At 44.0% G+C, this 21,852-nt stretch carries 24 protein-coding genes; 9 read left to right on the forward strand and 15 right to left on the reverse strand.

Annotated features, from left to right (window positions below; genetic code table 11):
• Nucleotides 1-26 precede the first annotated feature (26 nt).
• The 4 genes from E5260_RS11730 (at nucleotide 27) to E5260_RS11745 (ending at nucleotide 4,277) form a co-directional block, all read left to right on the forward strand.
• Nucleotides 27-980, forward strand: a complete 954-nt coding sequence (locus E5260_RS11730; RefSeq protein ID WP_022637917.1) for a GrpB family protein — start codon at nucleotides 27-29, stop codon at nucleotides 978-980.
• Between the two features lie 21 nt (nucleotides 981-1,001).
• Nucleotides 1,002-2,858, forward strand: a complete 1,857-nt coding sequence (locus E5260_RS11735) for a cation:proton antiporter family protein (protein WP_003641147.1) — start codon at nucleotides 1,002-1,004, stop codon at nucleotides 2,856-2,858.
• Nucleotides 2,859-2,928: 70 nt separating this feature from the next.
• Nucleotides 2,929-3,585, forward strand: a complete 657-nt coding sequence (locus E5260_RS11740; RefSeq protein ID WP_003641146.1) for a histidine phosphatase family protein — start codon at nucleotides 2,929-2,931, stop codon at nucleotides 3,583-3,585.
• Between the two features lie 14 nt (nucleotides 3,586-3,599).
• Nucleotides 3,600-4,277, forward strand: coding sequence for a histidine phosphatase family protein (locus E5260_RS11745; RefSeq protein ID WP_003641145.1), 678 nt, complete (start codon nucleotides 3,600-3,602; stop codon nucleotides 4,275-4,277).
• Between the two features lie 316 nt (nucleotides 4,278-4,593).
• On the opposite strand, the gene E5260_RS11750 is transcribed toward E5260_RS11745, so the two are convergent.
• The 3 genes from E5260_RS11750 to E5260_RS11760 form a co-directional block, all read right to left on the reverse strand.
• Nucleotides 4,594-4,794, reverse strand: a complete 201-nt coding sequence (locus E5260_RS11750) for a hypothetical protein (protein WP_003641144.1) — start codon at nucleotides 4,792-4,794, stop codon at nucleotides 4,594-4,596.
• A gap of 304 nt (nucleotides 4,795-5,098) precedes the next feature.
• The gene (locus E5260_RS11755) at nucleotides 5,099-5,413 is read right to left on the reverse strand and encodes a DMT family transporter (protein WP_003641143.1); all 315 of its coding nucleotides are present in this window, start codon (nucleotides 5,411-5,413) and stop codon (nucleotides 5,099-5,101) included.
• Nucleotides 5,414-5,554: 141 nt separating this feature from the next.
• Nucleotides 5,555-5,992, reverse strand: a complete 438-nt coding sequence (locus E5260_RS11760; RefSeq protein WP_022637915.1) for an NUDIX hydrolase — start codon at nucleotides 5,990-5,992, stop codon at nucleotides 5,555-5,557.
• A gap of 88 nt (nucleotides 5,993-6,080) precedes the next feature.
• Here E5260_RS11760 and hflX point away from each other — a divergent pair, with 88 nt between their 5' ends.
• Nucleotides 6,081-7,376 carry a GTPase HflX gene (hflX, locus tag E5260_RS11765; protein WP_003641141.1) on the forward strand — a complete coding sequence of 432 codons (1,296 nt, stop codon included), beginning with the start codon at nucleotides 6,081-6,083 and terminating at the stop codon, nucleotides 7,374-7,376.
• Between the two features lie 111 nt (nucleotides 7,377-7,487).
• Here the strand turns inward: hflX and E5260_RS11770 are convergent, their stop codons facing one another.
• Nucleotides 7,488-8,048: a TetR/AcrR family transcriptional regulator gene (locus tag E5260_RS11770; RefSeq protein WP_003641140.1), complete on the reverse strand. Its 561-nt coding sequence runs from the start codon at nucleotides 8,046-8,048 to the stop codon at nucleotides 7,488-7,490.
• A gap of 159 nt (nucleotides 8,049-8,207) precedes the next feature.
• Here E5260_RS11770 and E5260_RS11775 point away from each other — a divergent pair, with 159 nt between their 5' ends.
• A complete protein-coding gene (locus E5260_RS11775) occupies nucleotides 8,208-8,894 on the forward strand; it encodes a sulfite exporter TauE/SafE family protein (RefSeq protein ID WP_232351346.1) in 687 nt (228 codons plus the stop codon).
• Between the two features lie 119 nt (nucleotides 8,895-9,013).
• On the opposite strand, the gene E5260_RS11780 is transcribed toward E5260_RS11775, so the two are convergent.
• The 3 genes from E5260_RS11780 to E5260_RS11790 all read right to left on the reverse strand — a co-directional run bounded on the left by E5260_RS11780 (nucleotide 9,014) and on the right by E5260_RS11790 (nucleotide 11,622).
• Nucleotides 9,014-10,168 (reverse strand): MFS transporter, encoded by a 1,155-nt coding sequence (locus E5260_RS11780; RefSeq protein ID WP_003641138.1) that lies wholly within the window; start codon nucleotides 10,166-10,168, stop codon nucleotides 9,014-9,016.
• Nucleotides 10,168-10,608 (reverse strand): MarR family winged helix-turn-helix transcriptional regulator, encoded by a 441-nt coding sequence (locus E5260_RS11785; RefSeq protein WP_011101190.1) that lies wholly within the window; start codon nucleotides 10,606-10,608, stop codon nucleotides 10,168-10,170. The genes E5260_RS11780 and E5260_RS11785 overlap by 1 nt, the downstream gene beginning before the upstream one ends.
• A 135-nt stretch (nucleotides 10,609-10,743) precedes the next feature.
• Nucleotides 10,744-11,622 carry a TSUP family transporter gene (locus E5260_RS11790; protein ID WP_003641136.1) on the reverse strand — a complete coding sequence of 293 codons (879 nt, stop codon included), beginning with the start codon at nucleotides 11,620-11,622 and terminating at the stop codon, nucleotides 10,744-10,746.
• Between the two features lie 280 nt (nucleotides 11,623-11,902).
• Here E5260_RS11790 and E5260_RS11795 point away from each other — a divergent pair, with 280 nt between their 5' ends.
• Together E5260_RS11795 and E5260_RS11800 are read left to right on the forward strand one after the other, a co-directional pair.
• On the forward strand, nucleotides 11,903-12,343 hold the full coding sequence (locus tag E5260_RS11795; protein WP_003641135.1) for a MarR family winged helix-turn-helix transcriptional regulator: 441 nt from the start codon (nucleotides 11,903-11,905) through the stop codon (nucleotides 12,341-12,343).
• 270 nt (nucleotides 12,344-12,613) lie between these two features.
• Complete coding sequence (locus tag E5260_RS11800) at nucleotides 12,614-13,945, forward strand: APC family permease (protein ID WP_003641133.1); 1,332 nt, start codon at nucleotides 12,614-12,616, stop codon at nucleotides 13,943-13,945.
• Between the two features lie 134 nt (nucleotides 13,946-14,079).
• Here the strand turns inward: E5260_RS11800 and E5260_RS11805 are convergent, their stop codons facing one another.
• From E5260_RS11805 to E5260_RS11840, 8 genes are all read right to left on the reverse strand, one after another.
• A complete protein-coding gene (locus E5260_RS11805) occupies nucleotides 14,080-14,838 on the reverse strand; it encodes a ChbG/HpnK family deacetylase (RefSeq protein WP_003641132.1) in 759 nt (252 codons plus the stop codon).
• A 6-nt stretch (nucleotides 14,839-14,844) separates the two neighbouring features.
• Entirely contained in the window at nucleotides 14,845-16,296 is a 1,452-nt protein-coding gene (locus E5260_RS11810; RefSeq protein ID WP_003641131.1) for a PTS transporter subunit EIIC, read from the reverse strand.
• A gap of 27 nt (nucleotides 16,297-16,323) precedes the next feature.
• Entirely contained in the window at nucleotides 16,324-17,166 is an 843-nt protein-coding gene (locus E5260_RS11815) for a PRD domain-containing protein (protein ID WP_003641130.1), read from the reverse strand.
• Between the two features lie 25 nt (nucleotides 17,167-17,191).
• Nucleotides 17,192-17,683 (reverse strand): PTS sugar transporter subunit IIA, encoded by a 492-nt coding sequence (locus E5260_RS11820; protein WP_003641129.1) that lies wholly within the window; start codon nucleotides 17,681-17,683, stop codon nucleotides 17,192-17,194.
• A gap of 264 nt (nucleotides 17,684-17,947) precedes the next feature.
• Nucleotides 17,948-18,601: an amino acid ABC transporter permease gene (locus tag E5260_RS11825; protein WP_003641128.1), complete on the reverse strand. Its 654-nt coding sequence runs from the start codon at nucleotides 18,599-18,601 to the stop codon at nucleotides 17,948-17,950.
• A gap of 16 nt (nucleotides 18,602-18,617) precedes the next feature.
• Nucleotides 18,618-19,259: an amino acid ABC transporter permease gene (locus E5260_RS11830; protein ID WP_003641127.1), complete on the reverse strand. Its 642-nt coding sequence runs from the start codon at nucleotides 19,257-19,259 to the stop codon at nucleotides 18,618-18,620.
• Entirely contained in the window at nucleotides 19,259-20,095 is an 837-nt protein-coding gene (locus tag E5260_RS11835; protein ID WP_003641126.1) for a transporter substrate-binding domain-containing protein, read from the reverse strand. Before E5260_RS11835 ends, E5260_RS11830 begins: the two co-directional genes overlap by 1 nt.
• Before the next feature lie 20 nt (nucleotides 20,096-20,115).
• Nucleotides 20,116-20,856, reverse strand: coding sequence for an amino acid ABC transporter ATP-binding protein (locus E5260_RS11840; RefSeq protein ID WP_003641125.1), 741 nt, complete (start codon nucleotides 20,854-20,856; stop codon nucleotides 20,116-20,118).
• A 532-nt stretch (nucleotides 20,857-21,388) separates the two neighbouring features.
• Here E5260_RS11840 and E5260_RS11845 point away from each other — a divergent pair.
• Nucleotides 21,389-21,640: a hypothetical protein gene (locus E5260_RS11845; RefSeq protein ID WP_003641122.1), complete on the forward strand. Its 252-nt coding sequence runs from the start codon at nucleotides 21,389-21,391 to the stop codon at nucleotides 21,638-21,640.
• Nucleotides 21,641-21,852: the final 212 nt, after the last annotated feature.

Here is a 21,852-nt window from a genome sequence, read left to right on the forward strand (position 1 = left end):
ATGACTTATTCGAGTGGAGGGATTCTATGCAACCAATTCAATTAACTGCCTATCAATCTGACTGGCAAAAGCAAGCAATCGAGTATCAAACCTTGTTACGCCAGCAATTACAGGCGAATCTATTAAAAAGTAGTCACGTGGGTAGTACGGCCATGCCCCAATTATTAGCGCGTCCAACAATTGACTTGGCGTTGCTTGTTAAAGATCAGGCGGCTGCCGTAGCTACGTTACACGCACGACCGGTCGCTGGAACAACGCATACTTACGCAACGCAATTAGCTGCTAACGACATCCACGTGATCATTACAACTGATGAACAGCATTATCAGCAATTGCTCACTTTCCGGGATTATCTCAATGCACACCGGACAGACGGCCGCAAGTATACTGCCATTCGCGAAAAAGGTGTGCGCAATGGGCAAGCCGATCTCGCAGCCTACCTACAAACGAAAGCAGCATTCATGGCAAGCATCAATGACAAGGCCCAAGACTGGTTAGCCACTAAGGATCAGCATGAACACCACGACCGGACCGTCCGTGCAGAACTCGTCAACATGTGCCTCATCACCAATCCAGCGACCGGCGATGTCCTGGTTGAAAATAAGATTGACGCGCAGTGGTCGGGGTTAACTTTTCCCGGCGGCCATGTTGATCGCGGTGAATCACAAGTAACCGCGATGAAGCGTGAAGTATTAGAAGAAACCGGCTTGCACGTCGATCAATTGAAATTAGTCGGCACCGTAACGTGGGTCGAAAATGCGGACGGCGACGTGTCACTTGGCACCTTATACACCACTAGTCACTATCACGGTGATTTGCTAGCCGGCTCATACGAGGGGGCCATTAGTTGGCAACCATTGAGCCAACTGACGCCTGACAAATTAGCCCCTGGTGTCGACCAAATCCTGAAAGTTTTCACCGATGCACATGCTAGCGAAGCTTTCTGGGGCTTTGATGATGATCAGCTCCGTGTGTACTAAAACGAATCGAGGTATTTATTCATGGATCAAGTTTCCTTAGTCATTATTTTATTAGCCGCATTATTAATTCCGCTTATCATGGCTAAATTCAAAATCAACAGTTTGCCAACGGCCGTCATGGAAATCATTGTCGGTATCGTAATTGGCCCCAGCGTGTTTAACTTTGTGAACACCTCTGACCTTATCTCACAACTCTCAACGATTGGCGTCATCGTCCTGCTGTTCTTAAGTGGACTTGAAATTGACTTTAGCCTATTTAAGAAGCGGCGCACGGCATTAACACCTTTAGAACAAAAAAACGCGGTCAACACACCGAAATATTCGCCAGTTCGACTTTCGGTGTACGCCTACAGCACAATTATTGTTCTATCGCTGTTACTCGCCGCTGCTTTTAAAGTCAGCGGCCTCTTCAGTGATTTCTGGCTTGCCGCGATTTTATTTGGCACGATTTCACTTGGTATTGTAATTGCAGCTTTAAAAGAACAGGAATTGCTTAGTAAGGCTTTCGGACAAACGATTCTGCTCATCTCGGTCTTTGGTGAACTTGTACCGATGATGGGACTGACGCTCTATGCATCCGTCTACGGCAGTAACTCACAAAGTCTCTGGTTACTATTACTCATTTTAGCCGTTGCCGCACTATTACTCTTACGGTTCAAACCATTCTTCCGCTTCTATCAAAATATTAACAAATCGACGACACAACTAGATATTCGGTTAGCCTTCTTCTTGATTGTAACGATGGTCACGGTGGCCGAATCCGTCGGTGCTGAAAACATCCTGGGCGCTTTTGTGGCCGGAATCGTCTTGAAACTCTTGAACCCTAGTGAAACGACCCGCGAACGCTTGGATGCTATTGGTTACGGCTTCTTCATCCCGATTTTCTTCATTACGACTGGCGTCGATTTGAACTTACGGACCTTATTAACAAGTGGCAAAACCTTACTATTAATTCCACTATTTTTCTTAGCATACATGGTTGCCAAGATTGGCGGCTACTGGGTCCTAAAGTTACGGTTCAAGCAAGCCAATGCTTTAGCCGGTACCGCGCTGACTGCAACGACAATGACAATGGTATTAGCCGTTCTTCGAGTTGCCAAGTCAATGAAGACAATTACTAGTGACCAGTCCGGCGCTTTCTTACTCGCAGCGCTACTCACTTGTGTCATCTCACCCCTGATTTTTAACAAGTTTTATTCAGCTGAAAAAGAAGACCTGGTCAAAACAGCGGTCCACTTTATCGGCGCTAACTTAAGCACCGTACCCGTTGCACAACAGCTACGAAAAGGCTGGTACGACGTGTCAATGTACACGAATCATCCTGAGAATTATCAAACCTACCACGCGCAAGTGCCAGTGACCTTAATGGAAAACTTCACAGCCCAGGACTTACAGGATCACGGCGTCTTTGACACGGATATTTTGGTACTCGGCCATATTGATGCCGAACGTAACTACGAGCTTGCTAAAGCCGCCAAAGCATACGGTGTACGGCGGATCATCGTTCGGTTTGAAGACCGCAATGTGCTCAACGAACATGAAGATGAACTCCGAGAGCTAGGCGTCGAAGTCTACAATACACCAGAGGCCAACATTACTTTACTGCGCGCCTTAATTGAATCACCGTCAACCTTGCTATTGCTCAATGATACTGAAAACAGCATCTACGAAGTCCGGGTCCTCAACCATCTCTATACTGATGTTCAAATTAAGAACTTACAGTTTGCTCAGGATATTACCATTAGTCAAGTCATCCGTAATCGGAAACTGATCGCGCCCAATGGAAATACGACGATTATGTACGGTGACCGCTTAATCTTTACCGGGAATAAGCAAACGGCCGCTCAGATTCGACAAGCCTTAGCAACTGCTAATTAATCGCAGTGCATTTTATGGTAAACTAAACACATTATGGCTTAGTTTTGAACACCAAGTAGAGGAGTAAATAATGGCAACTTTTTCCGTTTACATGATTCGTCATGGTCAAACTTACTTTAACAAGTACCGCCGAATGCAGGGCTGGTGTGATTCCCCCCTCACAGCTGTCGGCGAACAGGACGCTCGCAATGCAGGTAAAATGCTCAACGGTATTGATTTCGATGCCGTTTACGCCAGTGACATGACGCGGGCAATGCGCACCGCAGAATTAATTCTTCCTGCCAGTGGCAATACCGATTTGACGGTTCAACCAATGGCCGCCTTCCGTGAAGCCTTTTATGGCTATTTTGAAGGTGATGACACGTCGCAGACCTGGTTCATGGTTGGTGCGCCCCATCAAGCACCTAGTTTGTCCGCAATTATTGAACAATACGGCATCGAAAAAGCCAAAGATTTCTGTAAAGAAGCTGACCCGTTCCATCGCGCCGAAAATAACGCCGAATTCTGGCAACGGGTCAATGGCGGTCTCGATACGTTACGTGCTCACCATCACGACGGGGACAAAGTTTTGGTCGTCAGCCACGGCAATACGATTTACAGTATTGCTGCTCGTTTTGCCGCACTGACCTCACCAGCACGGCCCCAAAATGGGAGCGTCACGAAATTCACAATTAGCGACAACGATGTGACGTTAGACTACTTTGGCCGCAAAGACCATCTCGACTAAATAAGGAGAAACACATGGCTCAATTTTCAATTTACTTTGTTCGACACGGACAGACTTTTTTCAACTTATATAATCGCATGCAAGGCTGGTCTGACTCGCCGTTAACTGAATACGGACAAGCCACCGCAACCAAGGTCGGTCAAGCACTAGCGAACACGGCTTTTGACTACTACTACAGCAGTGATTCTAAGCGGGCAATCGACACCGCTCAGCTCATTCGACAAGCGGCGGGTGCTACCGCCCAGCCCTTTAAAACACTGATGAACTTTCGTGAAGTTTTCTATGGTTATTTCGAAGGTGACGATTCAAGTCAGACCTGGTCACTAGTTGGCCGCCAATACGGGGTCACCAGCATGCACGAACTTCTTGAACACGTGCCTATCGATCAGACTCGCGACTTGATGCGTGAAATCGACCCTTGGCATGAAGCTGAAGACAACTCGATGTACTGGGAACGGATCAACCAGGGCTTTGACTACTTGAAAGCTCACCACGATCACCATCAAAAAGTCCTCGTGGTTACCCACGGCACGACAATCCGCAGTATGGTCGCACATTTTGCTCCTGAAATCGACATCACGAACGGCCCCAAAAACGGGAGCGTCACTCGCATCGACATCAATGGCGATCAAATTCGCGTCGTCGATTATGCGCAAGACTTAGCTGACGTGAAAGTCAATCAACACTTATAATTTTGCTCATCAAACAAAACGCTCGCAACCACTGACTGGTCGCGAGCGTTTTTATATTGGCTCTGAAATAACTGTTGTTGGTAATTAACTAAATACGTGATTACTGGCGACAGATATCTTTATTTGTATTTTAATCATGGGCTATTGAACAATTCGAATTGAAAAAGGTGCTTGCCATTGTTTGACTAAGCACCCGTAGCACTATTCGCAACATCAATTGACAGAGAACCAACTCGGCTATCTTATCAATGATGTCCTTAAACTTTGCTGGTTAAAGACGTGTTTGAAGAATTCAGGTATGCTACCCCAATTCAAACTATTTTTTCAAAAAAGCAAGCACGTTCTTCTTAGACGGTTTCATGCTTCCTGCTAAGAACGCAATTACGACTGCCACAACAGCAAACAAAAGTTCCCAGACTGACCAATTAAAAACTACCGTTAAAGCTAACATAATAGCAGCTGCAATTATCAAGACGCCATCTCTGGGGCCTAAATTCAGATACGGATACATCATCATCAGACGTCACTTCTTTCACTATTTGTTGTACTCAACCAAGACTATACACAGAATTACTGACGAAATTAAGAAACCCCTCCGAGAGGTAGTGCGTTGACCGGGTGTAACAAGAAAATTTTGTAAAGTCTTGGCAACAGTGCGTCTATCTCAGGTCGGAAGAAGTCTAAGAATAACCCAAATATTCATTTAACTTCTAAAGTTATTATAACACCGCTTTCATGCTTGTGGTCATTCTTTTATAAAAATATTGAAAAGCTGTTGGGGCTTCACTGATGAATCACAAACCCACTAACCCCCCCCAATCCTAACTCGTGACTTTGATACCAATAATGCCAATGACCAGCATTGCAATGAAGATCCACGTGATGGGTGCAATTGTATCTTTGAAGAAAACCAGGCCAACAATTATCGCACCGACCGCACCGATACCGGTCCAAATTGGATATGCAATACTCAACGGTAAGTGTTTGGTTGCTAATGCTAAGAAGCCAAAACTCAAGACCATGCCAACTACTGTGGCCGCAGCATAGCCAAAGTGACTGAACCCATTACTTAATTTCATCATCGTAGCCCATACCACTTCAAATAATCCAGCAATAATTAAATAAATCCACGTCATTATCAATTCCTCCTCAAAATAAAAAGGACAACGTCCACCCAACTTCCACAATGACCTAAGGAAGTTGGGTTAACGTTGTCCGGTGACAATTCATCTTAATATTTCAGTCCACTATAGCAAACCTCATCTGCATGGTCAAGCTTACTCACCGCAAAGCATCCACTTTGTCAGTGGGGTCAACGGTGTCGGCAAAGCATCTAAAGCAAAGAAAGCCGCAGTACTCGTCTCATCGGTGGCTTGAATCAATTCACCACCCGTTGTATTGGCGCGATATAACGTGGTGACACTGTCAATAATGTCCCCGTTAGGATACTGATAGTGCATCTTGGGCCCACTATAGACATCGATCAGCGTTAACTCACCCACCGTCAGCCCAGTCTCTTCTTTCAATTCCCGTCGCGCCGTTTGCTGGACCGTCTCTCCCGGTTCAGTCGATCCAGCTGGCAAGCCCCAACAGTGGTTATCGGTTCGATAAATCAAGACAATTTTGCCAATCGAATTTTGGGCCATTAAAGCCGCACCGGCCACTACTAGCGGTTGGTAACCAACTTGCCGCCGCAAATCAAGCACGTAACCCATTTTTGATTCCTCCCTAATACCCGAAGTCGTAATATTTTGATTAGACATGTTATACTTAATGCAATCATAACACGTTAGGAGTGAGTGTATGTCTGAAACCAACGCTCAAAAAGTACAAGAAGTCATCATTGCCGGCATGTCTAAAACGGTCGCCAATTACGACTACGCCATGTCCGAGCTAGAAGCGCTCGTTGCAGCCAATAATATGCACGCGGCCCTGCGAATTGACCAAGGATTGGAAAAACCCAACCCGGCCACCTTCTTCGGCAAAGGTAAAGTTGTCGAAATCAAAGAAGTCGCAGCCGCCAACGATTTGCACATTATGGTCATCAACGCGGATCTGACCCCTAGTCAGGTGCGTAACTTAGAGGAACAAACGGACATTCAGATCATCGACCGTACTGGTCTGATCTTAGAAATTTTTGGTAACCGTGCGCGGAGCAAGGAAGCCAAATTGCAAGTTAAGATTGCCCAATTACAATACCAACTTCCCCGATTACGAACGAGTATCTCCAATCGCCTTGACCAACAGGCTGGGGCCGCTGCTGGTGGTGGCGGGGGCTTTACCAACCGTGGTGCTGGTGAAACGCAACTGGAATTAAATCGCCGGACAATTCAAGACCGGATCAGTCACGCGAAGCACGAACTTAAGGAACTCAATAAAGACGAAGTAGTGCGACGTTCACAACGCGATAAAGCTGGGCTCCCCAACGTCGCTTTAGTCGGTTATACCAACGCTGGTAAATCAACGACTATGAATGGTTTAGTGAAACTGTTCGGTAAGGGTGAAGATAAGCAAGTCTTCGAAAAAGACATGCTTTTCGCAACGTTAGATACAAGTATTCGTCAGTTAACCTTCCCTGACAATAAGCAGTTACTGCTCAGTGATACAGTCGGGTTTGTCAGCGACTTGCCGCATAACTTGATCAACGCCTTCCGTTCAACGCTAGCCGAAGCTGCCAATGCTGACTTACTCATTCAAGTCATCGACTACGCCGATCCCCATTACAAGGAAATGATGGCGACCACTGAAAAGACGCTCAAAGAAATCGGTGTGCACGATGTTCCTATGATTTATGCCTTCAATAAAGCTGATTTAACCGAAGCCGACTACCCGAACCAGCAAGATGATCAACTCATCTATACGGCGCGTGATGAGGCCTCACTACAAGCTTTGACCAGTATGATCAAAGCCAAAGTCTTTAAGAATTACGTGACAACAACGTTATTAATCCCGTTCAATGATGGTGAAGTAGTGGCTTACTTGAATGACCACGCCAACATTCTCAAAACGGATTACTTAGCTGATGGCACCCAATTAACAGTCGAACTCAACACTGTCGATGCCCAACGTTATGAAAAATACGTGGTGACACCTGCTTAAACGACTCATTCAAAAAGATGGCTCTAGGATTAACCGCCTAGAACCATCTTTTTTGATTTAACAATCAACCCACTCTGTTAATCGCCAAACCACTAGTGCCAATAGTGAACATCATTCAGTCACCATTAACGCGTGCAATTGCGCCAATAGTTCGGACTGCGACCGTCCTCGCCATTGACGTTGAAAAGCATAACTAGTCCCCTTCAGCATGGCAATTAACATATCAGCTTGAAACTCACATGCCGGTTTCGAAAGCGTTGGCTTCAAATCACGAACCAGTTGCGTTAATAGGTCACATAATTGTTGATAAAGTTCGCTCTGATAAAATTGACGGCGACCAGGTTCACCGGCCTCGACATTCATTAATAACGCCATGTTGTGCTCACGAATCGCTAAATATTCCCCAATAACATGATCAAAACGTGCCGCTGCACCTACCGAGGTCGTGGTCAAGTAGACTTGATTGGTTTTAATAAAAGTTGCGACTCGGTCCGTTACCAATGCCAAACATAGTGTACTTTTATGGGCATAGTGACGATACAACGTTCCGGGACCGATACCAGCGGCCGTCGCAATATCTTTCATACTAACGGTTTCGATTGAACGCGCGGCAAAGAGTTGTCGCGCAGCAGTCAAAATTTTCTGTTGGTTAATTTGTGCATCCTTTCGCATTCGACACACCCTCCTATTTACTTAAGTTCACCATACACTTTTACGCATCACTTGACAAACGGAGTGTACTCCGTTTAAGGTATAATTATACAATCTAAGGGGGAATTCACTACGTTTGTCTTTTTATCCGGATTACTAATCGGCATCTTCGTTAGTCTGATTGGTGGCGGAGGTGCTGCCCTATACCTAGGTGTCTTAACCAGTCAAGTAGGCCTTGCAACCGCGGTAGCCGTACCAACCTCCCTAATCGTCGCCTTACCAGCCTTATTCTTTGGTTTTATAACACAGTTGAAAATCAAAAATGTCAATTTCAAGATTGGCAATCAAATGATCATTGCGGCCGTTCCCGGTATCATCGTCGGGACATTCAGCGCACAATTTATTCCCCAACAACTGTATAACTGGATTGTCGGGACAATTTTTTTGATTATGGGTGCGATGGTACTAATCAAGTATGTGCACCATTCTAAACAAACTACAGCCGGTCACCAACCTTGGCAAGCTGCCTTCTTTGGCCTTTTAAGTGGATTGATGGTCGGCATTGGCGGCTTAAGCGGTGGTGCGACCACGGCTGCCGGGTTAGCAATTCTTGGGCTAACGGCCGTTGAAGCCGCTGGTACTGCCACCTATGTGTTAACTGTTATGTCCACAATCAGTTTAATCGGCCATCTCTTTACTAGTACTTTTGCTTGGCAATCAGGATTGGTCCTCATGATTGGCGCAATTATCGGCGCAATCATTACACCACTCGTGATTCGCCATTTAAATTTAGATAAGGTCAACCGCGTATTAACGCCATTTCTTGGTCTTATTATTATTTATTTTGGCATCAAAATGTTTATATAAAGGCAGATAAAAAGTCACTTCAGGCAGTCGTAAACTTGAAGTGACTTTTTGATATCCCCTACTGAAAAAATTCATAATCATGTGTATACCAAGAACAACCTTCTCCAGCATGTTGGTGGCTAAGCTAACTGCCGACGACTGACTAGGTAAACAACGATAATCAATGGCAGCGTCACCATCATCACGGGATAAAACCACGCCATTGGTAATTGACTGCTAATCAGCCCGCCAATGATGGGGCCAAGTGACATTCCGAGATCAACACCAATATAAAACGTACTATTGGCTAGCCCATGATCAGCTTTCGGCACGAGCATCAATGCTTTAGCTTGGCAAATTGAAAACATCAAACCGTATCCGGCAGCCAGTCCTGCTGCACCCAGCAGTAGCATCGCCCAATTGTTCATGTCAGTTAAGCCAATCAATCCTAATAGATTAAAAATTAAGCATAACCAGATGAACCGTTTAAATGGCACCCGGTCGAACCAATCGCGGAGAATAATTCGCAATACTAATAAAATACCCGCGTACACCGGGAAAAATACCCCCGCTGCCACATGAAAATGCCGTGCAGCGACGTAGCTGACAATATAGGTTTGGGTGGAAAAATATGGTAATGAAAATAAAAGCAAAATCAAGGCCACGGGGATTACTCGTGGTTGTACGATGCGAATATGGTGCTTAGTCGTAGCCGTTTGAGGCGTCACAATTGGTTCACCATGATCACCGACGAATTGAATCATGATGATGAGCAGTAAACTACAGCCCGCTGCTAACCAAAAAACACTCTGGTAACTGTAATGTTGATACAAGAAGACACTGATTGCCGGCCCGCACGCCATTCCAAGCGCATTCGCTAGCCCATAAATGCCCATTCCAGAGCCAATTCGATCGGGTGGCAATAAACTAGCCATCCAGGTTGCCATGCAAACTGAACACAAGGTATATCCCAACCCATTCAAAATTCGCAATAACATGATTAACGTCACGTTGGTTGTCAAACTATAACCTAAACTAGCTAGTAGCAACAAACAGCCCCCCACGAAGGTCAAACGGTACTTAGAGACCCGGTCGGTTAAATTCCCAGCAAGTGGCCGGAGCACTAGCGATGTCAAATTCGTTAACCCGGCAATCGTACCGGCAAGCACACTACTAGCGCCAATACCGTGCGCAAATCCTGCAATCACGGGATTGATTAACATTGGACTCATTAAAAAGAAGAAACTAGCCATTAACACTAACTTTACATCCGGCGTATATAAACGCGTCTTCATCAATTCTCATCACTTTCTAAATTCTGATTAACTTGCCGTAACAAATCTAAAAATACCTGTTGTTGTTCGGCATCCAAATGGGCAAACATTTGCGCACTCGTCTGCCAGCCATGTTGACGGAGCTGCTCGCGTTTAGCACGCCCACTCGGGGTCACTACCACTTGCTTGGCACGCGCATCCGTTGGACTGACCACTAATTGGACATATCCGCGCGTCTGCAAGCGTTGCACGATCATCCTGGCCGTCTGATGGGTGATTTCCTGGTACGTCTTAAACGCGGTTACCGTGCGACCTGGCTGATCCGTAAAAAAGGTCAGTGCATCCGCTTGCTCAGTCGTTAACCCCACCGTCCGCAAATGTTGGTTGCGACGCCGCTTGATTTGACGAGCTAAAATCAGAACTTGCCGCGCCACCATTTCATCATGATTCATCTTAATCACCTGCCCTTTCATTTATACAGCCAGCTGTATAAATTGTCAACCAGCGACCGCTATTTTTTCTAGCAGCCTGAAGATCATTTTAAACAACGACAAAAAGTGGCTAGGCTTGGTTAGCCTAACCACTCATACCGTTGACTATAACACATTTTTCCGGCGTTGCGCGGCACGCCATAACGAAAAGGCCGTCCAACAGCTCACTAAGACGATCAACCAACTCAGGGCTGTTAAGGACAGTGACTTAACTAAGGTCGCTGCCACCACCACGCCAATAATACCGCCTAAAATAATGCCGAATAAGCCGCGATAATCGACGCGGTCATGGCGAATAAAATTCACTGCCGAAATCGGCATCAACAATGCGCACGACAGCATCATAATTGGGAAGGCGGCAATCGGGGTCAATCCCAGAAAATACACCATTACCATACACGGTGCGTACAGTCCGACTCCGGCTGACATCAGTAACCCTAGGATAAAGTTGCCACCAATGCCGACCAATAATTTCCAACCGGATAGCCCCGTCGCCTGATTAGCAACTCCCAGCAAACTGATCCAACCTAATAACTTCGCTGCCATCAGTAAAGCAGTGATGACTAACGCACCGGCCATGATTAACTGAATCCACCGCTGATTAAGCTTCGTCATGACTTCACTACCCAGTAATGCGCCGAGCGTTGCTGCTAAAACTAAACTAATCAGTGTCACTGGCTCGACCGCAACTGCTGTAACAAAGAAAAACGCCTCAAACGCGGTCGGAATCGCATGCATCGTGTTCAAAGTTCCAGGTAGCTTACGTTCATCCTTTAAATAATGGCTCGCTTGAAAAATTGCCGTGGACACGACGAAACTTCCGATACCAAGTGTGTCAAGAAAATCCGTCACGGCCCCGATAACCATGCCGAAACCAAAACTGTGGTCAAAAAATGGCGCTGCTTGCCGTCTGGCACCGGCTAACAGCAACCCAAATAAGCCGATGCTGAGCAGCATCAACAACACCACAATTGCAATTACCATCAATCTAACCCCACTCTCTTACCTACTCGTAGCATTATACTGTATTTTTAGGAAGGAACCAAAAATTATTACCATGACGTCACTGCAAGTGGTACCCACAATCATCAGTTTGCATACTGAACGTGACCACCAGACCATAAGATCCCACCGGCACTAGGGCAACTATGCCCACAGATTGTCAGAATGTGCTATAATCCAGTCAATCGATTGTGCACAATCATTATTAGAACGTCTCCGCACTTAATACTTAATACTCATCGCATGAAAGGCGGTAATTATCATGAAGACAACCACAATTCGCCCCCTTGAAGACCACGTCTGTTTTTCAACCTACACAACAGTCCATGCTATTCAACGCCTCTACCAACCAACTTTGACAGCACACCGACTCACTTATCCACAATACTTGGTTCTAGTCGCACTCTATGCGACACCGCCGCGCGCTGTCACGGTCAAAACGTTGAGCACCCAGCTAAATTTAAGTACGGGAACGCTGACGCCCGTGCTACAGCGAATGACCCAAGCTGGTTTAATTACACGTCATCGGAATCCCCAAGATGAACGGAGCATCTTGCTCACTCTGACACCTCAAGGAACCGCAACACGACTTGCTTTAAATGATTTGCCGGATTTATTGACTGCTAAGGGTGGTCTCAATCAATCCGAGTGGGCACAACTAACTCAATTAATGACTAAGTTAATGACTAACCTGACCCGTTAAATAACCCTGCTAATATTAGGAAGATAAATAAATTAATTTAAAGCCACCACGCCGCCCAATCCTATTTTGTCGAAACTCGAATCACCAACCGAATAACACTGATCATTTTGAGCCTTGTCGAACTTTATTATTAAAATATCGTTATTAGTTCGGATTTTGGGCAAAAAGCCGGCCACAACCAACGATATTTGATTGTCATCACCATTAATCTCTGGTATGCTAAGTGCAATCATTTAGAATTTGGTTGTTTCAAGGGAGGATTTCAGGTTAATGCAGGAAACAAAGCAAGCAACGACCCTGAACCGTTCACTCGGTTTTTGGTCAGCACTTTCACTCGTCGTTGGTACGGTTATTGGGTCAGGAATCTTCTTCAAGCAATCATCAGTCCTTGATAGTGCGGGCTCACCGAGCGCTGCGTTACTCGCCTGGTTACTAGGTGGACTGATTACGTTGACCGCGGGCTTAACAATCGCCGAGGTCGGTGCCCAAATGCCGCATACGGGCGGGCTCTATGTCTACATGGAACAAATCTATGGTAAATTGTGGGGCTTTCTCTCTGGTTGGATGCAAATCGCCGTCTACGGTCCCGCTATCATCGCTTCAATTAGCGCTTACCTTGGTATATTACTAGTTGGTTTCTTCAACCTGCGGGCGGGTTGGCAGGCGCCACTCTCGATTGGCGTCATCGTCCTGATTGGAATCCTCAACATGTTCGAAAACCGTTGGGGCGCCGCATTTCAAATTGCGACCACGTTGGGCAAATTATTACCGATTGCGGCTATTATTATTTTTGGACTCTTCTATGGTAATCAGAATGCGCTGGGACAGTCTTTACATACAATTACCCAATCAACGGGTAGTTTCGGGGTTGCCGTCCTCGCAACACTTTTTGCCTATGATGGCTGGATCTTAGTCGCTAACTTGGGTGGCGAAATCAAGAACCCGCAGAAGTTATTACCACAAGCCATTATTTTAGGGATTTCAATGGTCTTGATTGCGTATACCTTAGTCAGCTATGGGATTCTCCACTTCGTACCCGCGGCAACGATCCACAAACTCGGGCAACAAACGACGCTGTACTTTGCCCAAGCGGCGTTTGGCACAATTGGCGGGCGCCTACTGAACATTGGGATTATCATCTCGATGGTGGGCTGTTTAAACGGCAAGATTATGACCTTCCCCCGCATCGTGTACGCCATGGCTGCTCAGAATCAGTTGCCATTCGCTAAACAACTCAGTTACTTGCACAAAAAATCACACGAGCCGATCGCCGCAACCATTGCCATTCTCGTTTATGCTAGTATTATGATCCTGTTCTTCAATCCAGATCGCTTATCGGACCTCTGTATCTTCACGGTCTACTGCTTCTACGTGGCAACCTTCGTTGGTGTCTTTATTTTAAGAAAACGACGTCCAGCTTCTGAGCGACCATTCTCGACACCTGGATTTCCGATCACACCGCTGATTGCGATTCTGGGCGCGCTGTTCGTGATTATCAGTGAAATTGGCTCAGACTTATCGGGTGTACTGATTTCCTTGGTTATCGTGGCCGTTGGGTTCCCAATCTATTATTGGAAGCAGCAGCAAAATCAAAATGCTTAATTTAAATTCTTGATAACTTGTAAAAGAGCGTTGTTACTGAAGATATTTTCAGTAGCAACGCTCTTTTTATGCTTTTCAACGCGCATTGAAATAAGTGATTTAATTTGCTTACCGATTACCTTAACGCTTAGTAACTAAACCTCACTATATTTGATTAATTTGATCTGCTGTCGTTCTAACCATTCCTGCATTTGAGAATCTGTTAACATTGCGACTTCTTGCGTCCGGGGAACTGTCAGGCTTGAATGTTGTAATAAGTAGTCATCCAAATAGCCAGGATGACAAACCATCATAGCATAGCCGTCATTATATTGGGCTAGTGCCGCACGTTTCAACGTTTCATAAGGGTTATAGTTTTTGCCCATACTTTCCATAAAAACATGTAATACTTTTCCCTTAAATAGCACACTCGGACTATCTGGGCCTGCTGCAAAGCGTAAAAGATTTAAGCGATGACGTTCACCCACAATTTCCAATCCCTTAACAAAGTTATCACTAACTACCGCATGACCCTCAAAATAATCAGGCTGGCGACCAACTAACGCTACAAATTTTTGATATTGCGCTTCGATTTCCAAAACAACTTCATTAAGATCGACAAAATCATGAATAGCCGCCCGATAATCCGAGGAATGACGAAAGGTACCATCTGGATTAGTGATGCTCGGAATCAATTTTGGATTTGTTAATGGCCGGCCAGCAGATATAACAGTATGCAACCCTAAGCAAACCCCTGCATCTTTAATCATGGCTAATCCTGACATCGTCGTTGGCATATTGACCATAACACCCACATTATTAATTAACCCGTTGTGAACTGTTCGTGCAATCCCAACATTAACTGCATCGGAATAACCTAAATCATCAGCTCGAACGATTACTTTTCTTTCCATTAGCTTTTAAGCCTCCACTAGTTTAAATTCTTTAGTCCCCTGTTTGTTTGTATTGGCTTCAACACCAATCGCATAAGTTGCAATAGCAGCTGCTACAAACGCAATCACGCCACTAACCACACCGTTAATCACATTAGATGTTTGCCCGCCAACATACGCAGTTAAAGATAAAAAGTTTGCAACAGGTACCATGACATAAGCTGTAACTGTTGTCAGGCCAGCATATAAGCCACCGCAAAATCCACCAATCATCATGCCAATAAACGGTCGTTTATAACGAATTGCTAGTCCATATAATCCTGGTTCAGTCACACCTCCGATAATACTAGCGATTAAATAACCCCAAGCAAGTGTCTTTTGATCTTGGTCCTTAATTCGTAAGGCCGCACCCAAACACATGCCCGCGACCGACATACTAGCGGCAACTGCGCCAAGTGTGACAAAGTTTTCATGACCCGATTGCGCAAAAATCATCATCATCGTCGTAAGCATTAAGAGATGCATCCCGGTCATAACCAAGATTTCCCATAAGGCACCAACCACTCCAACCGCGATAATCGTTGGCAAGCCACCTAATTTCCCAAAAGCTAATATTCCTGTACAAATGTAATTGCCGATAAAGTTTCCCGCTGGGCCTAAAATACATAACGAAATCGGCAACATGATTGCAATCGTCAACGTTGGGATAACAATCGTACTAATTGACTCTGGTACATAACGCTTAAAGAACCGTTCAATATACGACATTACCCAAACCGACAAAATAATTGGAATGACCGTACTTGAATAATTAACTAATGGCATTGCGATACCGAAGATATTAAATGCCTTTCCAGCAGTCACAATTTTAATTAAATTAGGATCAATCAAAATTGCACCTAAAAACATTGAAATAATCCGTGACGTATTAAATTGCTTAGCAGCTGTATATCCTAAGATGATTGGAAAAAAGTAGAATCCAGCATCACCAACCAACGTAAATAACTGATACAACGATGTTTTAGTACCAAGAATATTGAACATACTTGGTCCTAAAATGGCCGCAAACATTTTAAACATTGATGCAGCAATCAACATCGGAATCAATGGTGTTAAACATCCAGCCAATTTATTTAGAATCATATTTCCCGCAGACTTAAACGTTAACTTTTCTTTAGGTCGATTATCTAAATCTTCATTAATTGGCGCGTTTCTAGTTAAATTTCCCACCGTAAGTAACGCATCATAAACTTTGCTAACTGCTTGTCCAATAATGATTTGATACTGGCCACCAGCGCGATTGACACCAATCACACCTGGAATATTCTGTACCTCACCATCATTAGGAATACTTTCATCCTTCAAATTAAAACGTAATCGGGTCATACAATGTGTCACCGAAGAAATATTCGCACTACCACCAACTGCTTCCAGTACACCATTCGCCACTTTTTCATACTGTTTATCCTTATTTTTCATGTCGCATACACCTCCATTAATTAACGGTTACGCTTGAGTATTCATTTTATTAACGATCCTTTTAACATATATCATTAGGTAGAAAAGTTCATCATCATTACTATTAGTATCAAGTTGACTATCAACGTAGTCTGCAATTCGCTTTGCTACCAAGTAAATTTCAGGCTCATCATGCCTCATCGTATTAAATAATTTAGAATTATCATTTTCAGAAATTTGCTCATGTTTCTTCATCCGTTTAATGTAATACCGTAAATGCATGACAAACCGGTTGTATGTGAATTCGGTTTGATTGATTCTAAGCTCATATTCTTGTTCAATAATTTTTGTGATGATTTTTATCATTTCATCGTCGCTATTTACACTTGAATTGGTCGCTAAATCATTAGTCTGAGAATTGACAAAATGCATGGCAATTGCTGTGACCTCGGAAACTGGTAATTGAATATTTAGCCGTCGATTAATTAACCTGACGGCGTAATACCCAACATCCGTTTCTTGTGGGTATAATTGCTCCACATCATATGAAAATGGTAACTGGGCGCTTTTATAATGGGTTAGTCGCGTTATTGCAAAGTTAATATGATCAGCTAAGCTAAAAATCATATTTGGATTCAAAATTCTTGGAATTAGTGCCTGCGCTCGCTCAACAATTGCCGCACTCAAATCAAAGATTTCAGTGGGTATTTCTTTTAGTAATTGATAATATTGATAGTTTAATTTATAAAATGTCATCGTCACTTTAGTCATATCAGTAAGCTCATACGGGACTTTTTGAAATCCTAGTCCCTTACCAAAGGCGACCAATTCTTCACCATGTTGATCAAGACAAACGACCACGTTGTTATTAATTTTCTTCACCACCCGCATTTTAATTCGCACTCCTTTACATAGTTTATGCTTGCTTTAAAACTGGTGTGCCGGCTGCTAATTGTTGATGAAGCTTACTGCCAAGTGGCACTTCGCCCGTATAACCTTCTGTAAAGACAACTATGGTGGTCATATCTAATCCCGCGGTCGCCATCGTTTGGCGATCGAGCGTCACTAATAGGGTCCCTGCTTTAACTTCTTGATTTAATTTGACGTGTGCCGTAAAGCCTCTACCATTTAAGCCAACTGTATCTAGGCCAATGTGAACCAATACAGACACGCCCCTAGTCTCATCCATGATGCCAATAGCGTGTTTACTTTCAGGTAATGCAACGATTTTCCCACTAATCGGTGCCACAACTTGATTAGTGTCCTCACTCGGCCTAATAGCAAATCCATCACCCATCATTTTCTTTGCAAACACTTCATCCATAACGGCCGTGATCGGTATATAAATACCTTCAATTGGTGTAACCACCTCGAAGACATCAACTTTCTTTCTTTTAATTCCAAACATCACTGAACCTCCTTCAATACAAAAAAACTCCTTGAGGCACCCACTTCACCCGTATATTTCAACAAGTAAAAGGTAATGCCTCAAAGAGTATGAGTTACAATCCTTAATTTCAGTTTTACAGAAAACGTTTTCATTAACTATATTATCACGCCTTCTATTTTTTGCAAGACATTTAAATATTTTTTATAAAAAAGGCCAAACAAAGCATTATTGCTTGTTTGGTCTTTTCATTAAGGAATTTCAGCCATCATCCCACCAGTTTAATTACGCTAACTTCTTATCCAACACACGTGACAGAATTGACAAGGCGTAACAAATAATGAAGTACATGACTGCGATCATTAAGAACATCGGTAAAATATACGCTGAGTTCTGACCATAAATAATTTGCGCATGGTTTAATAATTCAGGTAAGACAATAATGGTTGCCAGCGACGTATCCTTAATCAGTGAGATAAATTGACTCACAATCGTTGGGATCGTCTTCTTGATTGCTTGTGGAAAGACAATGTGCCATAACGCTTGTACATAGCTCATCCCGTTAGCCCGGGCGCCTTCCATCTGACCGTAATCAACCGCCAAAATCCCTGAACGAATGATTTCGGCTAACATGGCCGATTCAAAAATCGTCATAGCGAGGATGGCTGCGAAAATGATACCAGGCTTGAATCCCAAGTGTGGCAAGCCAAAGTAAGTAAAGAAGATAATTAAGATCAATGGCAAGTTTCGAATAATGTCAACAACAAACCCAACCACTGCCGATAAATATTTAATCTTGACGTACCGAAGCACCCCTAGGACTGAACCGATAATAAAACTGGCAATGATGGAAACGACGGACACTTCCACCGTTACCCAGAGTCCTTCGAGCAAGAACCGGATATTTATCCACGAATACGCTTGAATAAAGTTTTGCATGAATCGTCGCCCCCTTCTAGTTTGCTAATTTTTTCTCTAAGTGCCGCATGTAATAACTCAGTGGCAACGTAATGATTAAGTAAAAGACCCCTACGACCACGTAGCTATTGATCGTATCAAGCGATAGTGACGCAATTGAATTTGCTTGGTACATCAAGTCGAACCCAGCCACGAAAGCTAGGACAGAAGAGTTCTTCACCAGATTAATAAACTGGTTGCCCAACGGTGGAATGATGATTTTAAATGCCTGTGGTAAGACAATTTTACTCATTGCCTGCCAGTACGTCATCCCATTAGCACGGGCGCCTTCCATTTGTCCAGGATCAACAGATTGAATTCCGGCCCGAACCGTTTCCGCAATGAATGACGAGGTATAGATTGTTAGCCCAATTGTCCCCGCGGTAAAACCATCAATCTTGGCAACATACATTGGAATGATCACGTAGAAGAACATCGCAATAACTAACAATGGAATGTTCCGGAAAATTTCAATATAAACTCGACCAATGATGCGCATCGTACGACTTGGCAAAACTTCAAAGATAGCAAACATTGTTCCGATGATCGTACTGAATACCAAAGCAATCACACTGGATAACAACGTATATCCGAGTCCTTGAATCAGCTCTGACCAATAGTGCGTTAGAATGTATTCCATTAGCGTGACGCCTCCTTATAGTCGAAGCCGGCCACGTTACCAAACCACTTCTTCAAGATGCGGTTGTACGTCCCGTCCGCTTCAATTTCTTTGAGCGCTTTATTCAGAGCCTTTTTTAACGGTTCCTGACCCTTATTAACAGCGATCCCGTATGGTTCTTTCGTGAAGGTACCCCCAACCACTTCGTACCCTGGGTTTTGCGACGCCATCCCGTAAAGAATCCCGTTATCAGTAGTCAACGCGACCCCCTGACCAGATTTCAACGCCGTCATTGCCTGAGCATAGTCGGATAATTCCAACACCTTAGCCTTAGGCGCTGCTTTCTTAATGTTCTCAACGGAGTTTGCACCGGTCACACCAAGGACCTTGGTGCCCGACTTATTCAAATCCTTAACTGATTTAATGGCACTGCCCTTTTTAACCAACAGTGATTGCCCCGCATCAAAGTATGAATTCGTAAAATCAACCTGTTTTTCACGTTCCGGCGTGATAGTCATCGTGGCGATAATGGCATCAATGTTCCCATTCTTCAACAATGGAATCCGCGTTTGACTCGTTACTTGGACAAACTTGGCGGTAGCATTCTTACCGAGCACCCGCTTTGTTAATGCCGTCGCAATGTCGGCGTCAAACCCCTTGATTTGATTATCTTTAACGTCCATCAACCCAAATAATTTCGTATCAGCTTTAACACCCCACGTAATCGTCTTACTAGCTTTATCATTGGTCAAAACATCCTGTTTTGCTAATGATTGCCGTGAACCGCAAGCGGTTAAGACCACCACTAGCATGGCAAGCATGCCGAGTGCGCCAATTAGTCGTTTCAGCTTCTTCATTCGTGGTCCTCCCCTACAAATTAGTGTGTAATAATTTTACTCAAGAATTGACGGGCCCGTTCATTAGACGGCTGACCATCAAAGAACTTTTCTTTAGCATCATCTTCTAAGATTTCCCCATCAGCCATGAAAATAACCCGATCGGCCACTTCACGAGCAAAGCCCATTTCGTGGGTCACAACTAACATGGTCATACTGGAGTCTTCGGCAACACTCTTCATCACGTTCAACACATCATCGATCATTTCGGGATCTAGTGCTGAGGTGGGTTCATCAAACAAGAGACACTTCGGCTTCATAGCTAAAGAACGTGCAATCGCGATTCGTTGTGATTGCCCACCAGATAATTGGCTCGGTAAGCTATTGGCCTTGTCAGCCAGACCGACACTATCTAATAAGTCCATCGCTAATTTTTTATTCTCATCTTCCGGCCGTTTCAAGACTAACCGGGGAGCAATCATGATATTTTCAAGCACCGTCTTGTTAGCGTACAAATTAAAGTGTTGGAACACCATCCCAACGTTTTTGCGAATTTTATTCATATCCGTTTTGCGGTCGGCTAAATCAAACCCATTGACTAACAATTGACCTGACTGGACACGTTCCAAACCGTTAACGGTTCGAATCAAGGTACTCTTACCTGAGCCAGATGGTCCGATCAAAACAACTTTTTCACCTTCATTAATCGTTAAATTAATATTTTTGAGGGCGTGAAAATCACCATAATACTTTTCGACGTCGTGAAATTCGATCATTGACATTGCAGTCACCTTCGCTTTCTCTATCAGCCTGTTGACTGACGGTCTAGAATTATTGCATTAATAATTAGAGTTAAGAAATCCTTATTCTTCGTTAATGCTATTTAAATAGTTTAATACATAATTAGTAATTTTGTCAAAAAGTAGCTAAATATTGTTCGATATCCATAAAATAGTGAGAAACAGCTACACTGTTTTCAGTTAAAATAGCTGAATAACAGCTCCAATATTGAACATTATTCGTGAAAAGCCAATAATAATTCGCCTTTCTTTTTGGAACTGCCACGGCCGAATAATTTTTAGACAATGATTTCAATAAAATTTATATTATTCTAACAACTAAACTTAACCCGCTTTTAATCATACCACTACTGAAAGCCACCGAAGCGTCCGGCGCATAATTTTCACAATTAGTGGTTTTAACTAACTGAACTTTAAAAATTGTTAACGCTTCCGCAATCATTTCTTTAATAATCACTGCTAACCTAGAACTATTAAGAAATTAATCATCTGCATTGTAACGGGAGACGATAATATGTTACTTGACCAAGCAGCTAACATGACTAACATTATAGCGGCCCAGATTATCAAAGTCTTTTATCCCTTTGTGATTGCCAAGACTGAGACGGGGGCCTACTTAAAATTGAATTTATCCACCAATGAACAACGCGATCCACTCTTCTGGGATGAGCTCCGTAGCATTCTGCAAGCTAAACTGTGGGTGCCAATCGGTAAGCACTATCACCAGTTATTAGATAATGGCTGGTTAGCCGAATCTACTAGCTAGTTAGTCACGACCAGTCAGCCGACTCAAGAGACAAATAAGCCCTCCAAGCAATATGCTTGGAAGGCTTATTTCATTGCCAGTACACCTGAAGCCCAGTCGCGGACGCACCACCAAATTAGTCCCGCTATAAGCTAGTTATCGAACAGCGAGTCGCCGAACAAGTTAACCGGTGGGGCACTTTGACCAGCCACCGTCTCCTACAGCCATACTGG

The sequence above is a fragment of the Lactiplantibacillus plantarum genome, from assembly GCF_014131735.1.
Lineage (GTDB): Bacteria > Bacillota > Bacilli > Lactobacillales > Lactobacillaceae > Lactiplantibacillus > Lactiplantibacillus plantarum.

Excerpts from the sequence above, each read along its gene's own strand:
- E5260_RS11730 (WP_022637917.1), top strand. The coding sequence starts at position 27 with ATGCAACCAATTCAATTAACTGCCTATCAATCTGACTGGCAAAAGCAA.
- E5260_RS11735 (WP_003641147.1), top strand. The coding sequence starts at position 1,002 with ATGGATCAAGTTTCCTTAGTCATTATTTTATTAGCCGCATTATTAATT.
- E5260_RS11740 (WP_003641146.1), top strand. The coding sequence starts at position 2,929 with ATGGCAACTTTTTCCGTTTACATGATTCGTCATGGTCAAACTTACTTT.
- E5260_RS11745 (WP_003641145.1), top strand. The coding sequence starts at position 3,600 with ATGGCTCAATTTTCAATTTACTTTGTTCGACACGGACAGACTTTTTTC.
- E5260_RS11750 (WP_003641144.1), bottom strand. The coding sequence starts at position 4,794 with ATGATGATGTATCCGTATCTGAATTTAGGCCCCAGAGATGGCGTCTTG.
- E5260_RS11755 (WP_003641143.1), bottom strand. The coding sequence starts at position 5,413 with ATGACGTGGATTTATTTAATTATTGCTGGATTATTTGAAGTGGTATGG.
- E5260_RS11760 (WP_022637915.1), bottom strand. The coding sequence starts at position 5,992 with ATGGGTTACGTGCTTGATTTGCGGCGGCAAGTTGGTTACCAACCGCTA.
- hflX (WP_003641141.1), top strand. The coding sequence starts at position 6,081 with ATGTCTGAAACCAACGCTCAAAAAGTACAAGAAGTCATCATTGCCGGC.
- E5260_RS11770 (WP_003641140.1), bottom strand. The coding sequence starts at position 8,048 with ATGCGAAAGGATGCACAAATTAACCAACAGAAAATTTTGACTGCTGCG.
- E5260_RS11780 (WP_003641138.1), bottom strand. The coding sequence starts at position 10,168 with ATGAAGACGCGTTTATATACGCCGGATGTAAAGTTAGTGTTAATGGCT.
- E5260_RS11790 (WP_003641136.1), bottom strand. The coding sequence starts at position 11,622 with ATGGTAATTGCAATTGTGGTGTTGTTGATGCTGCTCAGCATCGGCTTA.
- E5260_RS11795 (WP_003641135.1), top strand. The coding sequence starts at position 11,903 with ATGAAGACAACCACAATTCGCCCCCTTGAAGACCACGTCTGTTTTTCA.
- E5260_RS11800 (WP_003641133.1), top strand. The coding sequence starts at position 12,614 with ATGCAGGAAACAAAGCAAGCAACGACCCTGAACCGTTCACTCGGTTTT.
- E5260_RS11805 (WP_003641132.1), bottom strand. The coding sequence starts at position 14,838 with ATGGAAAGAAAAGTAATCGTTCGAGCTGATGATTTAGGTTATTCCGAT.
- E5260_RS11810 (WP_003641131.1), bottom strand. The coding sequence starts at position 16,296 with ATGAAAAATAAGGATAAACAGTATGAAAAAGTGGCGAATGGTGTACTG.
- E5260_RS11815 (WP_003641130.1), bottom strand. The coding sequence starts at position 17,166 with ATGCGGGTGGTGAAGAAAATTAATAACAACGTGGTCGTTTGTCTTGAT.
- E5260_RS11820 (WP_003641129.1), bottom strand. The coding sequence starts at position 17,683 with ATGTTTGGAATTAAAAGAAAGAAAGTTGATGTCTTCGAGGTGGTTACA.
- E5260_RS11825 (WP_003641128.1), bottom strand. The coding sequence starts at position 18,601 with ATGCAAAACTTTATTCAAGCGTATTCGTGGATAAATATCCGGTTCTTG.
- E5260_RS11830 (WP_003641127.1), bottom strand. The coding sequence starts at position 19,259 with ATGGAATACATTCTAACGCACTATTGGTCAGAGCTGATTCAAGGACTC.
- E5260_RS11835 (WP_003641126.1), bottom strand. The coding sequence starts at position 20,095 with ATGAAGAAGCTGAAACGACTAATTGGCGCACTCGGCATGCTTGCCATG.
- E5260_RS11840 (WP_003641125.1), bottom strand. The coding sequence starts at position 20,856 with ATGTCAATGATCGAATTTCACGACGTCGAAAAGTATTATGGTGATTTT.
- E5260_RS11845 (WP_003641122.1), top strand. The coding sequence starts at position 21,389 with ATGTTACTTGACCAAGCAGCTAACATGACTAACATTATAGCGGCCCAG.